This window comes from Marinagarivorans algicola, from assembly GCF_001292705.1.
GTDB lineage: Bacteria > Pseudomonadota > Gammaproteobacteria > Pseudomonadales > Cellvibrionaceae > Marinagarivorans > Marinagarivorans algicola.
Map to the genome: position 1 here is coordinate 58,181 of NZ_LGAK01000013.1, position 14,086 is coordinate 72,266.

The 14,086-nt window shown below is 48.2% G+C and carries 11 protein-coding genes; 5 read left to right on the forward strand and 6 right to left on the reverse strand.

Going from position 1 to position 14,086, the window contains the following annotated elements:
* Positions 1-19 precede the first annotated feature (19 nt).
* From AC438_RS05905 to AC438_RS05930, 6 genes are all read right to left on the reverse strand, one after another.
* The gene (locus tag AC438_RS05905) at positions 20-850 is read right to left on the reverse strand and encodes a PilW family protein (RefSeq protein ID WP_053980321.1); all 831 of its coding nucleotides are present in this window, start codon (positions 848-850) and stop codon (positions 20-22) included.
* A 16-nt stretch (positions 851-866) separates the two neighbouring features.
* Positions 867-1,340, reverse strand: coding sequence for a hypothetical protein (locus tag AC438_RS05910; protein ID WP_156317007.1), 474 nt, complete (start codon positions 1,338-1,340; stop codon positions 867-869).
* 68 nt (positions 1,341-1,408) lie between these two features.
* A complete protein-coding gene (locus tag AC438_RS05915; protein WP_053980323.1) occupies positions 1,409-1,834 on the reverse strand; it encodes a type IV pilin protein in 426 nt (141 codons plus the stop codon).
* A 391-nt stretch (positions 1,835-2,225) separates the two neighbouring features.
* A complete protein-coding gene (locus AC438_RS05920) occupies positions 2,226-4,022 on the reverse strand; it encodes a DEAD/DEAH box helicase (protein ID WP_053980324.1) in 1,797 nt (598 codons plus the stop codon).
* Positions 4,023-4,588: 566 nt separating this feature from the next.
* Positions 4,589-5,080, reverse strand: a complete 492-nt coding sequence (locus tag AC438_RS05925; RefSeq protein ID WP_053980325.1) for a glutathione peroxidase — start codon at positions 5,078-5,080, stop codon at positions 4,589-4,591.
* Between the two features lie 249 nt (positions 5,081-5,329).
* On the reverse strand, positions 5,330-6,250 hold the full coding sequence (locus AC438_RS05930; RefSeq protein ID WP_053980326.1) for an outer membrane protein assembly factor BamD: 921 nt from the start codon (positions 6,248-6,250) through the stop codon (positions 5,330-5,332).
* Positions 6,251-6,337: 87 nt separating this feature from the next.
* Between AC438_RS05930 and rluD the strand changes: the two genes are divergently transcribed.
* From rluD to AC438_RS05955, 5 genes are all read left to right on the forward strand, one after another.
* Positions 6,338-7,300 (forward strand): 23S rRNA pseudouridine(1911/1915/1917) synthase RluD, encoded by a 963-nt coding sequence (gene rluD / locus AC438_RS05935; protein WP_053980327.1) that lies wholly within the window; start codon positions 6,338-6,340, stop codon positions 7,298-7,300.
* The gene (gene pgeF / locus AC438_RS05940) at positions 7,290-8,084 is read left to right on the forward strand and encodes a peptidoglycan editing factor PgeF (protein WP_053980328.1); all 795 of its coding nucleotides are present in this window, start codon (positions 7,290-7,292) and stop codon (positions 8,082-8,084) included. The genes rluD and pgeF overlap by 11 nt, the downstream gene beginning before the upstream one ends.
* 178 nt (positions 8,085-8,262) lie before the next feature.
* On the forward strand, positions 8,263-8,895 hold the full coding sequence (locus tag AC438_RS05945) for a DUF2760 domain-containing protein (protein WP_053980329.1): 633 nt from the start codon (positions 8,263-8,265) through the stop codon (positions 8,893-8,895).
* Positions 8,892-10,790 carry an Hsp70 family protein gene (locus AC438_RS05950; protein WP_053980330.1) on the forward strand — a complete coding sequence of 633 codons (1,899 nt, stop codon included), beginning with the start codon at positions 8,892-8,894 and terminating at the stop codon, positions 10,788-10,790. The genes AC438_RS05945 and AC438_RS05950 overlap by 4 nt, the downstream gene beginning before the upstream one ends.
* Before the next feature lie 29 nt (positions 10,791-10,819).
* Positions 10,820-13,717: an Hsp70 family protein gene (locus AC438_RS05955; RefSeq protein ID WP_053980331.1), complete on the forward strand. Its 2,898-nt coding sequence runs from the start codon at positions 10,820-10,822 to the stop codon at positions 13,715-13,717.
* Positions 13,718-14,086: the final 369 nt, after the last annotated feature.

A 14,086-nucleotide genomic window follows, 5' to 3' on the forward strand; every position in this document is an offset into this window, starting at 1 on the left:
AGAAACCTGTAGAAGATTATTAGCTGACGGGGTTTGCAATACACAGCTCATAAGCGATCAATCTTTGTGTATTGCCGTTACCTGCTGTGGCATTTAGGCTATCGCTATTAAGACTGGCTGCGCTGGCATAACTTACGCGTAGACTGGTAAGTGCTTGGGTAGGCATCATGCCAAAGGGAGAGCAGTCTTTGGCTAATAGTTGAAAATCAAAAATATGTGTTAGCGCGACGCTGCGGCTATAAGCTGCATCTATGCGATTGATCACCGAGACACCTAATAACTCGTTGCTGGTGTTTGGGTTATTCCAGTTGGCTGTTGTGATATTGTTTAGGTTACCTGTCGCGGTACAGTTTGCGGTGCGAGCGCTGTCGGTTTTTTGCAGTACGAGTTCTTTGCCCACTCGCCCGCCGCCGGTATTGTGATTGGCTAGATGAGCATGGGAGGCTGGCCTTTCAATGATTCTTGCGCACTGTACGAGTGTACTGCTCGGGTTGAGTTGTGTTCTCCAGCGTACTTCTTGCGAAATCATGGAGTCTGTTGAGTTGGGTATTGTGACGATATGTGGAAATTGTGTAGGGGATGCCGCAGGATCGGGTTTGTTAAGTCCGTAACCTGCCGCTTGAATTTCCATTTGAATGCGTAGCATGCTTGTGGCTGTATTGCCGTTGTGCTGTGCATCAAGCACAGTATCTACTGACACTTGCGTGAGTGTTGTATAAAGTGAAAGGCTGCCTAATACCGCTACCATAGAGACGAGTAGGCCTATCATCAAACCAATGAGACTAACGCCTTTTTGGTTTTGTATTGCGTACATATCTTGCTTCGGCGCTAAGCAATATGAGTTTGTCATTGTGAGCCCTCCGAAGCTAAAGCGAATGGGTGCGTTGGCCCATACGCAATTCGACTGACTGCGTCGTATCGTTGTTATGTGTTTTCACAGGCATGGTGGCAGATACAACAACAGGCGCAGGTGCAGATATTGCCTCGCCATCGATCGTCATGCCTGTAATGGTTTTGTATTTCGTTGATTGCTTTTGGCATGCTTGAGAGCCGTCAAATTGAATATTGTCTGCGCCTTGTGGGTTGTAGGTGACTGGCATAAAGGCATTGTTACAGATCAGATTGGGGTCGCCATTAATGACTAAGCTTTTAAGTTGCGCCAAAATTAAATCTTGCTGTGCTAAATCAGCTTGGCTGCGTGTGATTTTGCCAGCTATTTGAGTGATACCAACACCAATAATACCTATTAATAAAACGCCAACAAGCGATTCGATTAAAAAATCACCATGTTGTTTTTGAATGCTTAGTATATTTTTGTTGGAAGTCATGACTGTCTGCATAGGGCGACCCTTCGTAAGAATAAAAAATGTCGGTATTAACTTAAAAACCAGGCGGTCTTTTGAGGCCGCTAAAGCCAATTGGCGCCATATTTACAGGTGGCTCCCATTGTTTTATTTCCTTTATTGTTTAGCTGGATAACACAGTCGCTAATTATATTTTTTTGCGGTGTTGCAGTAATGGTGTAGTGGGTATGACTGGAGGTGAGTGTGAACAGCATATCGGCGCGCTCTGAAGCTGCTCGCCAGCTGCTAAAAGCGGTTTCAATGGCATCTTGATCTATATTGGTATGTGTGGGGTAGCTCAGTGTTCGCTGATAAGCGCTTTCAAGTACAAGGCTGAGTGCCACAGTGTCAGCCTGGGCAGTTCTTAATCGGCTCTTTTCGATATAATTACTATAAGAAGGCAGGGCAATACTGGCTAAAATGCCAGCAATAGCAATGGTGATTAAAAGCTCAATAAGAGTAAAGCCGTGGGTACTTTTGATGTTGTACATAGTGACAGATAACCTTGTGCTAACCCCTTAAGGGTCGGTATGTAATTAAATCGTTGGTTATTTTGTTTTTTTAGAACACAAAGTTAGCATGAATCAAGTCACTAGAGAGAGTCTGGGTGATAAAAGGCAGGAATGTTTAGCTGAAGGGCATTTTTTTGGCGTTCAGAAATAGGGCAGGTGATGCTCGTATGATTCTGTCAATTTTATGCCGCTTTCATCATATGCCGCGAGTGTGTTTACCGAAGGTTGTAGGTATAAGCTGTACAGGCGTTGTGCTTGATTGACGGGCGCAAAAAAGCCCCGCGTATTGATGGTATCACGCGGGGCTTGGTGTAGGCTTGGCGCTGAGAGTTGGCGCCGCTGTTATGGGTTTACCACAGTCAGCTTAGAGTTAAGAAGCTTTAAAGGAGACGCTTTCTTTACTTTTACGGGGTTTATCACTTTGTACGCGTTTGGCGCGTGGCTTTTTAGGAGCTTCGCTATTGCGTTCATTTCGATCAGAGCTGCCGCCGACTTCTTTAATTTGGCTAATTTGCAGTTGCTTTTGGCAGACCCATACGCCGCGTAGTTTGTTCAGTAAGCCCGTTGGCATGCCTGCAGGTAGTTCAACCGTGCTAAAGCTATCGTTGATACGGATATTGTGAATATGCTGGCTACTGATATCAGCTTCATTGGCAATGGCGCCAACAATATTACCGGGGCGTACGCCATCACTGCGGCCTACTTCTAGGCGGTAACTTTCCATAGGTACCTGAGGCACCTCACGGCGCTTGCTGCGCTCGCCCCTGTCGCGGCCTCGGTCATTGCGGTCACGGCCTCGATCATTGCGATCATCGCGATCCTTAAATTCACGGGGTGTGCGTTCTGGGCGATCTTCTAAAAAGAGGGGGTGTTCGCCATGAGCCATCTTTGCTAAGGCTGCAGCCATCACCAATGGGTCGGCTTCGCTTTCGGTTTGTAGCTCTTTAAGGATATTGGTATAAATATCGAGGTTTTCACCGCTAATAGTCTCAAGAATCTGCTGCTTAAAGCGCTCTTGACGCTGAGCATTAATATCAGTCACCGAGGGTAATTTCATTTGCTCAATATCTTTGCCTGTCGCGCGTTCGATAGTGCGCAGCATGCGCATTTCGCGACGAGCAACAAACAAAATAGCATCGCCTGAGCGACCAGCGCGACCAGTGCGGCCGATGCGGTGAACGTAAGCTTCACTGTCGTAGGGAATGTCATAGTTGATAACATGGCTAATTCGGTCGACGTCTAGGCCGCGTGCAGCAACATCGGTCGCGATAAGGATATCCACTTTCCCACTTTTTAAGCGCTCGACGGTACGCTCGCGAATGTTTTGCGAGATATCACCGTTGAGTGCAGCGGCACTATAACCTCGGGCTTCGAGTTTTTCGGCAAGCTCAACAGTAGCGGTTTTGGTGCGCACAAACATAATGACGGCGTCAAATGTCTCAGCTTCTAAAATGCGCGTTAAGGCGTCGACTTTACTGACACCGCCTACAGGCCAATAGCGTTGGCGAATGTTAACACCCGTAGTTGTTTTAGATTCTACTTTGACATGCGCAGGATTTTGCAGGTAAGTATTGGCTACACGAGCGATTTCTTTTGGCATGGTAGCCGAAAACAGTGCAATTTGGCGTTTAGGAGGGGTGCGCTCTAGTACCCACTCAACATCATCAATAAAGCCCATGCGAAGCATTTCATCGGCTTCATCGAGTACTAAGTGAGTGAGGGATTCGAGGTTGAGAGTACCTTTACGCATATGGTCCATTACGCGACCAGGGGTGCCCACAATAACCTGCGCTCCACGCTTAAGTGCGCGAATTTGTTGTTCGTAGCCTTGCCCACCGTAAACGGGTAGTACGTGAAAGCCCTTGGTGTCTTTAGCAAAGCTTTGGAAGGCTTCGGCGACTTGAATCGCGAGTTCGCGTGTGGGTGCTAAGATAAGAACTTGTGGTTTTTTGTTGCTGGCATCGACCATTTGTAAAATAGGTAATGCGAAGGCGGCGGTTTTACCCGTTCCTGTTTGTGCTTGGCCAAGAATATCACGACCTTTAAGGACAACAGGGATAGCCTGCTCTTGAATGGGTGAGGGTGTTTCGTAACCAATTTTTTTAATGGCAGAAAGAATAAAAGAATTGAGGCCCAGTTGCTCAAAGGTTTGGCTAGGTTGGGTCATGCAAGGTTCCTGTGGTATTGCGGCTAAGTGCCAATTACCATAGCGAAGACCGCAATATAAGGCGTTTCAGGCAGCCGTAAAAACGGTACAAGCAAAGCTGTTGCCACACAATAATGTGCAGCACTTTTGCGCATAAAAAACCGTATAAAAATACGTGTCGTTAGCGAGCAAAAACAAATTTGAATGATAAAGCTGCAGGCTTAGTGTGTACGCATTTAGCGCAATGGTTAAGCCGGTCAAAAGCCCTACACCTGCAGCCCATGCGCAATGGCAGTGGGGTACTTGGTGCCTAGTAAATAAACAATGCCATATGTAGCAAAGTTGGGCTAAGGTGCTGTGAGGTTACTTGGTAGCAGCGCTATCCAAAGATTTTGTGAGAGAGCGCTGTTAGTTTTTACAGTAACAACACTTATGCGCTTCTACGCAAAACAAAACCGGTAACTTCACCCTCTACCCGCGCATGGCATCTGCCAGAGTGCGCTTTACTGTAATGGCATCAAGTCTAAAGAGGCGCAACTATACAGCCTTTGACGTACCCTGTCTAATATTTGTTCGGCCGATCCTTTTTAGGTAGAGCTAAGTGCACGCTCAATATCATCTGCGATATCGGCGGGTTTGGTGGCTGAAGCATAGCGTTTTAATACAGTGCCGCTGCGATTAATTAAAAATTTGGTGAAGTTCCACTTAATGTTTTTGCTGCCCAGCAAGCCTGGCTTGGCGGTTTTTAAATATTGGTAAACCGGTGAGGCTTTGGCGCCGTTAACATCGATTTTTTCGCACATGGTAAAGCTCACGCCATAATTTTTTTGGCAAAAAGCACCGATTTCAGTGGTCGAGCCAGGTTCTTGTTTGCCAAACTGATTACAGGGGAAACCTAAAATTTCTAAGCCCTTTTCGTGATATTGCTGGTGTAATGACTCGAGACCTTCGTACTGAGGCGTAAAGCCGCATTTGCTGGCGGTATTGACGACCAGAATGACTTTGTCTTTGAGGTTAGCTAATGGTAATGGCGAACCATCGAGCTGGTTGACGGTGTAATCGTAAATACTTTGTGTCATGTTGGGGGTCCTTTGATGGGAGTGTTGCCAATATACGTGATACAGGTCATTTTGGCTGTGTTCAATGCTATTTTGAGCGCGCTGGCAAAACGTATGGCGGCAGGCATTGTTGTGCCGTGAAATGCAGTGAGATATTGGGCGGTGAGATATTGTACGCAAGGCATTGCACGGTGCGATATTATGCCGTGTGCGCAAAAAAACCCACAGATGCTTGCCGTGCCTGTGGGTTTTGGCTGATGTAGTGGGTGACTATTTGGGTGTTCTTGGGGCTTTGGTTTCTTCGAAATGCATTTTGTTATATTGCTTGCGTGTATCAAAGCCAATAGTTTGCTGTTTATTAAACAGCCCCAGCGTTAAGTAACTCACCCAGTTTCTACGATCTAAATTACCTGCATAATTGTAGTTGAAGGTGCCGTCAGCATTAAGGGCGGGGTAATCGGGATAGTTTTCTTGTAGCACCTTGATGGCATTTTTGGCTAAATCATCTTTGTTCATCATGTGGTAAGCCTGAATCATGACGGCTAAGCCATCGGGTACGGCGGGCGAGCCTTGGTAGTTCTCGACAACCGCGCGACCTCGTGCGCCAGCGGCTAAGTAAGCTTTACGGCTAAAATAGTAATTGGCTGTGCCAATTTCGCCGCGCGCTAGTAAATTGCGTAGGTAAACCATGCGTAGTTGAGCATCGGTGGCGTACTCCGAAGACGGAAAGCGGTTGGTAAACTCCGCCAGCATGTTGAAAGCGTTAATGGCAGCGCCCGGGTCTCGGCTCGTATTGTCGGTCCCAAAAATAGAGCTTACCAATGAACTCTCTTTATTGAAGCTGGCGAGCCCACGCATATAATAAGCGTAATCGGCATTGCGATGCTGTGGGTGCAGGCGGATAAAGCGGTCAGCCGTGGCGATCGATAAATCGTAATCACCCGACTGGTAATGTGCGTAAATAAGCTCTAATTGCGCTTGCTCGCCAAATGTGCCAAAGGGAAAGTTCTCCTCGAGGAGCTCTAAAGAGCCTACAGCAGACTGCCAGTTTTTACTGTTTAAGGCGCTTTGAGCGCGCTCATAGAGCTGCTGTTCGGTGCTTTTTTGTTTGTCTGTGTTACTGGCGCAACCGGTTAAAGTGCTGCCTAGTAAAAGGGTGCTGATCAGTATAAATTTAAGGTGTGCTCGCATTAAGTCGTGCTCTGTATCATTATGTGCGTTTTTTTGCGCCCAGCGGACGGCGAAGGCGCAGTTTAGCCAGTCATAGGTAATAACTCAATGATACAAGAAATTTCCGAACAGGCGCGTGTCCCTGTAAATGCCAAAGGTCAACGGTTAGATGCCGTTGCCGCCAACTTGTTCCCTGATTATTCACGAGGACAACTACAAGGTTGGATCAAAAGTGGCGAGCTTACAGTAAACAGTTTGACTAAAAAACCCAATGCCAAGCTTACTGGGGGTGAATTGCTTGCATTGCAGGCTGAATTGCAAGATGTGAATGATTGGCAAGCGGAAGACATCGCCATTGATGTGGTTTATGAAGACGAGCATATTTTAGTGGTCAATAAGCCTGCCGGCATGGTGGTGCACCCCGCGGCAGGTAACTATACGGGCACGCTGCTCAATGGTTTGCTGCATCGCTACCCCGATGCCAAGCATATACCGCGCGCCGGGATTGTGCATCGACTCGACAAAGACACAACGGGTTTAATGGTGGTAGCTAAAACGTTGCAGGCGCAAAACCATCTAGTGCAGCAGTTACAAGAGCGCACGGTATCGCGTCGCTATGCAGCGGTGGTGACCGGGACTTTACTGGCCGGTGGTACGGTAGACGCTCCGATAGGTCGTGACCCCAAGCATCGTACTAAAATGGCAGTGGTTGATAGCGAAAGCGATCACGGTAAAGAGGCGATTACCCATTACGAGGTCGCCAAGCGCTTTAAGCATTTTACTTGGGTGGCATTAAAATTAGAAACCGGTCGCACCCATCAAATTCGTGTGCACATGGCGCACATGGGGTTAGGCTTGGTGGGAGATCCAGCTTATCGAGGTCGCGGTTTAAAAACCTCAGAGCTACACGCTGATGTGCTCACGTGCGTGCAGGGCTTTAATCGTCAAGCACTGCATGCTCAGGCGCTAGGGCTTATTCACCCAGTAACACGCGAGTTGTGTCAGTGGGAAGTGCCGCTGCCCGATGACTTTGCGCATTTGGTAACTGTGCTAAAAAATCATGACAGCTAGCCTGCCCTTGATTCCCACTTTGACGCCTATTTGGCCCACGCCTAAAGGAGTGCGCTCGATCATCACTTGCGCACAAGATACTGCGAATGCCGAGATTTTGGGTATGAGTGGGGTGTTGCCAGCGAGTGCGCAGGCAGCATATGGGCCTTTTAATTTAGCGCTACATGTAGGTGATAGCCACGCGAAAGTGAGTGCGTGTAGGCAGGCATTGGCCAAGCAAATGGATGTGCCAGCTTGGCAGTGGCTGAACCAAGTGCATGGCATAGAGGTGGTTGAGTCGAGTACTTGCGGACGAGTGCCCGACGCCGACGGGTGCTTTAGTACGCAAAAAAATGTAGCCTGTACAGTCTTGACAGCCGATTGTTTGCCGGTACTTTTTTGTAATACGCAAGGCTCGCAAGTCGCTGCGGCACATGCCGGCTGGCGTGGCTTGGCTGCTGGTGTTCTTGAGGCCACTTGCCAACATTTTGCGCATAGCGATACGCTGATGGCTTATTTGGGCCCTGCTATTGGGCCCCGTGTTTTTGAGGTGGGTGCGTTAGTGAAGAGCGTATTTGAGCAGGCGATAGGTGCCGAGGCGAGCACATGCTTTATAGCCCACCCACAAAAAAAAGAGCATTACTTTGCCGACTTGTACGCGTTAGCGCGCATTAAACTCATGCGCTTAGGTATTCAAAAAATATATGGCGCAACAGCATGCACATTGACAGATCACCGCTTTTATTCTTATCGTAGGCAAGCGGTCACGGGGCGTTTTGCGAGTGCTATTTGGCTATCAGGCTAATTGAAGTGCCAACTTACTAAAGCCTAGCTTACAGTGCTTGCCAAGCGCATGAGTGCATTGCAAAGGCTATAGGGCTTGCATTTGTAGCCTTCGTCGCCATAATTCGCGACATTCTTTATCTTATATCTTTTCTTTTTTATTTAAAGCCTAAGCCTTTAATGCCTAATGCGAGACTCTTATGAATTTAGAAACCGGTCCACTCACGATTGATTTATTACACCTTGTGTTAATTGCCGCAGTTATTTTTTTAGTGATCACTGTAATACGTATCAACGCGGTCACTAAGGCGATGATTAAAACCGGTACATCGACGCCGGTAGAGCCCAGCGCAAATCCTGAACCACAGCCACAGCCACAGCCACAGTCAGAACCAGAACCAGAGCCAGAAACCCCGATTGAACAACCAGCCAGTGCGCCGACGGTCGAAGCGCTAAATACTGACTCTGCGTTACAGCTGTTAGGCTTATTACAAAAAGAATCGCGCTTTATTGATTTTACGCAAGAAGATCTTACCGATCTGAGTGATGCTGAAATAGGTGCTGTTGCTCGTCTGATACAAGCTGGTAGTCAAAAAGCGTTGGCCCATTACTTTACCTTGGTGCCTATTGCTAGCGAGCTTGAGGAAAGCCCCATAGAAATCCCAGTGGGTTTTGACCCCGCGCATTATCGTTTGAATGGCAATGTTGTTGGTGAAGCGCCCTTTAATGGCACTTTAATTCATCGTGGCTGGCGAGTCACACGGTGCGAGTTACCCAAAATCGCACAAGGGCATGACACGACTATCTTAGCGCCGGCGGAGGTTGAGCTTTGAGTGAGCACAATCAGACCCGTTACAGCGTAGGCATTGATCTTGGTACGACCCATTGTGTTTTGTCCTACGTGTCATTAGATGAAGCCAATGCGTCACCAAAAGTATTACCCATTAGCCAACTTGTTAGTCCGGGCGCGATTGACGCACTCGATCAATTACCTTCTTTTAGCTACCGGCCCCATAGCGCGGAGCTAAACCCCGGTGATTGTGCCTTACCTTGGCAGGAGCAAAACACCACGCTAGTTGGTACAATAGCGCGTACTTTGGGAAGCAAAACCCCGATACGATTAGTGGCCAGCGCTAAAAGCTGGTTGTGTCATGGCGGTATTGATCGTCGCGCTAAAACACTGCCATTTGGTAGTGATGACGAAGTGGCAAAAATTTCACCACTGGAGGCGAGTGCTCAATACCTCGACCACCTGCGTGCCGCTTGGGACTCTCAATTTCCTTTGTCACCGCTAAAAGATCAAGATGTTACGGTCACCATTCCTGCATCATTTGACCCAGTGGCGCGCGAGTTAACCGCTGAGGCAGCCAAGCAAATAGGATGCGAACATTTAACATTGCTCGAAGAGCCCATGTCAGCGGTTTATAACTGGGTCAATGCGTGTGGTGATGACTGGCGCTCGCAGGTCAGTGTGGGCGATATTATTTTAGTGGTGGATATTGGTGGCGGTACAACCGATTTATCGTTAGTCGCAGTGGGTGAAGAAGAGGGTAAGCTAAGCCTGACCCGCATCGCCGTAGGCGAGCATATTTTGCTCGGCGGCGACAACATGGACTTGGCGCTGGCTTACCGCGTCAAGGCCAAGCTGACCGAACAAGGTAAAACATTGGAGCCTTGGCAAATTCAAGCCATAGGGCAAGCTTGCCGCGATGCTAAAGAAGCATTGCTCGGCGATAGTGATATTCAAGTGGTCCCCATTACTGTGCCTAGCCGGGGCTCTAAATTATTTGGCGGTACTTTACGTTGTGAGTTAACACGCGATGAGGTCACTCAAGTACTCACGGAAGGGTTTTTTCCTTTGGTGGATATCTCCGAGAGCCCACGACAAAGCCCGCGTAGCGCGTTAACACAGCGCGGCTTACCCTATGCACAAGATCCAGCAGTCAGCCGGCACTTGGCGGCCTTTTTGACGCGGCAAAAAAATGCACTAGATAGCGTGCCTGCGCACGAAGAAGATCCCTTTGCGATTTTTGCTGAGCCTCTTGGAAGCCCAGTCACTACACCACCGCCGAGTACTGAGTTTATTCAGCCTAGCGCTATATTACTCAACGGTGGCGTATTAAAGGCGCCGCGTATTAAGGCGCGTGTTGTGCAATTAATCAATCAATGGCTAATGCAGGCGGGTGCACCGGAAGCGCGTGTACTCGAAGGCGCTGATCTAGACTTGGGTGTCGCCAAAGGTGCGAGTTATTACGGGCAAGTGCGCCAAGGCAAGGGCGTGCGTATTCGTGGCGGTTTAGCCAATGCGTATTACGTGGGCATTGAAAGCGCTATGCCTGCGATTCCAGGTATGGAGCCGCCCTTAGAAGCTTTGTGTATTGCACCTTTTGGCATGGAAGAGGGCTCAATAGTCGAGGCTGGTGAACAAACTTTTGGTTTGGTGATTGGTGAGCCTGTTCACTTCCGCTTTTTTGGCTCGAGCACTCGGCATCACGATGGAGCAGGCGCGCTTTTGTCAAGCTGGGCTGAGGGTGAGTTAAACGAGTTGCCCTCGTTAACCATCGAATTACCACTGGCCGGTGGCCGAGCGGGTGATATTTTACCGGTGCGTTTATCTTCTTACTTTACCGAAATAGGAACCCTCGAATTAGAAGCCGTGGGCCTACGCGCCGATGGCACCATAGACTCGGCGCAACGCTGGCACGTTGAGCTTGATGTGCGCGATTAAAGCGTTAATGCAATGAGTAAACAAATAACATGAGTGAGCAAAAGCAATTTTTTGTCGGTATCGATTTAGGAACGACCAATACCGTTGTCGCGTATGCGGCCTTGAGCGATAAGCACAACGTTCAAGCGCGTAAAATTTTTGCTATTGAGCAGTTGGTTGCGCCGGGCGAAGTGGCTAAAAGGCCAATGCTACCGTCTTTTCGCTACCACCCAGCGGCTGGTGAAATTGCCGCTGCCGACTGTTTATTGCCTTGGTCGCACAGTACTGAGCTTTCTCATTACGAGGCTGTAGAGGGCGATATTCGCGGCGTTATTGTGGGCGAATGGGCACGTGAGCTGGGTGCTAAAACCACTGGCCGGCAAGTACACAGTGCTAAAAGTTGGTTATCACATAGTCAAGTAGACAGGCAGGCCAATATACTGCCTTGGGGTGCCGAGGATGTTAAACAGGTTTCTCCGGTTGTTGCCAGCGCAAGCTATTTAAATCATGTGCGCCAAGCGTGGAATTTCGAACACCCCAATGCGCCTTTAGAAGCACAAGAGCTGGTCATTACTGTGCCAGCTTCTTTTGATGCCGATGCGCGCGCATTAACGTTAGAGGCGGCGGCTTTAGCAGGACTTAAGGCTGTTCGCTTACTCGAAGAGCCGCAGGCGGTGTGTTACCACTGGTATGCCAATAATAAAGCAAGCGTGGGTGAGTTATTAAACGCTAAAAAATTATTAATGGTGTGTGATGTGGGGGGAGGCACAACGGATTTAAGCTTAATCAGTATCTCGCAAAATGCGCAGGGCGAGATTGATTTAGCGCGCGTGGGGGTGGGCGAGCATTTAATGCTCGGTGGGGATAACCTCGATTTAGCGTTAGCGCATATTGTGGAGAGGCGTTTAAATTTGCCCAAAGCACTCACCGCTGGGCAGCTCTCGCAAGTTATTGCGCAAACCCGTAGCGCCAAAGAACGTTTATTAGATAACCCCAAATTAACCGCAGCAACCGTAACACTCATGGGTGGCGGATCACAATTAATTAGCGCGGCTAAACGCTGCGAAATAAGCCGCGAAGAAATCACACACTTAGCGCTGGAAGGTTTTTTTCCACTGGTCGATTTAGACTGTACGCCACACAAACGCCGCAGCGCGGTGATGGAATTTGGTTTACCTTATGCGGCAGATCCTACAATCACCAAGCACTTTGCACATTTTGTTTATCAGCATCAAGACACCTGCCGCAAAGCCAACGCCGTATTAGCCAATGACCAACCAGCCGTGCCTGATTGTTTATTGTTAAATGGCGGGGTATTTAATAGTCAGGCAATCCGCTTGCGTACGCTCGAGCAGTTGGCTCAATGGCGCGGCGATGATATAACTCAGCTTGATAATAGCGAGCCACATTTGGCAGTTGCCTATGGCGCAGTGAGTTATTTGATGGCTCGCGCCGGCGGGCAAAAAACCATTAAAGGCGGCTCGGCAAGAGCCTTTTTTTTGGTGCTTGAGCAAGTCGATCAGCCAGCAAAAGGTGTATGCCTATTGCCTAAAGGTTCTGCCGAGGGAGTGGAGTATTTACTTGCCAAGCAGCGTTTTAATTTACGGCTAGATCAGCCCGTTAACTTTACTATCGCCTCTACGCGATTGGAGAAGCCTTTTGAGTTGGGGGCTGTGGTTGAGCTGACAGATGATTTTTTTGTGCTTCCGCCTTTGGTGACACAAATTGATGCCTGCGAGGTAAGCGACAGGCAGTCTATTGTGACGGAGAAAGGCAGTAAGTATTTGCCGGTTATGCTAAAAGCACAATTGACAGAGCTTGGTGTCTTGCAGCTTGAGTGCTTGGCGTACGCTAGCGTCGATACACTAAATTCAGCCGATACAGTTGGGTTAAATACCCACAATGCCCCGAGTTGGGCGCTAGAGTTTCAAGCGCGCGCGCAGCGATCATCGTCTTTTAAACGTGTTCATCTTCCGCATAATTTTGCGTTGGCATGCCAGGCGATTGAGCAAGTTTTTGGTGATAAAAATGCCAAGATATTAGCCTCACACAATGTGACACCTAAGCTATTGCGTAAGCATTTAGAACAGTTGTTAGGTAAGCGTGAAAGCTGGGATGCACAGTGTTTACGAGCGCTTTTTGATCTGTTGATCGAGCACAAAGATAAACGTCGCCGCTCAGTAGCGCACGAGCGCTTATGGTTTAATTTGGCAGGTTTTTGTGTGCGTCCGGGGTGTGGGGACGCGGCAGATATTTGGCGCATAGAAAAAATATGGCCACTCTACGAAGCGTTTTTAAGCTTCGAAAAAGAAACTCAAAGCTGGATTGATTTTTGGACATTCTGGCGCCGCGCGGCAGGGGGCTTAAGTGCACAGCAGCAGATACATATTTTTGAAGGGCTAGCGCCCTATACCGACCCACAATATATTGATTCTCGTAAAGTCAATGCAGAGGCTAAATTAATTAGCTATGACGATGTCTTAAGACTTTTAGCATCGCTAGAGCGAGTGCCGACCACTTATAAAATACAATTAGTCGATAATTTATTAACCCGCTTAACACTTAAAAACCCATCGGCTATTAGTTATTGGGCTATTGGTAGGATAGCGGCGCGTATTCCTTTTTATAGTGGATACGACTGTGTCGTGCCGGCTAAAAATGTAGAAAAATGGTTAGAGGCGTTATGGCCTCTTGATTGGGCGGCAGCCGACAAAGCCCTTGCCTTTTGCATTACGCTAATGACACGCATGAGTGGTGATAGAGCACGAGATATTAACGATGTTTGGCGTCAAAAAATCATAACGCGTTTAGAGCAGGCTAAAGCCCCTGCGATATGGCTGAATATGGTGGCGAGTCACGTTGTTCTAGAGGCTGCCCAAAATGAGCAAATACTCGGCGAATCACTGCCGGCGGGGCTGAGTTTTTTAGACGATAGCGACCGAACCTAACCGGCGCCATTGACTTTAATTGGGCTTAATAAGTTTGAAAAAATAACTATTCCGAGGTATGTAATTGGGCATTGATGAATCATTGTTTGGGCCGCTCAAGCCATCTACGACTTTATACCCCTCAACTTTATGTTTTTTGACTTTGTGCTTTTCGACTTGTGCTTCTGCAAAGTCTCATCTTTGCTTTCCCTGCAAGGCCTGACACTTCAATGCCCAGATAATAATCCACCAGTGCTCTATCAGGTGATTTTTTCAGCTTAGGCCAATAGGCACAAAAAGATTTAACTGACCAACCGATAGCGCTCAGGTGGTAATTATGACGAAAGCGAGAAGCCAACAGGTTTCATTAGACACCACGCCTTACTATCC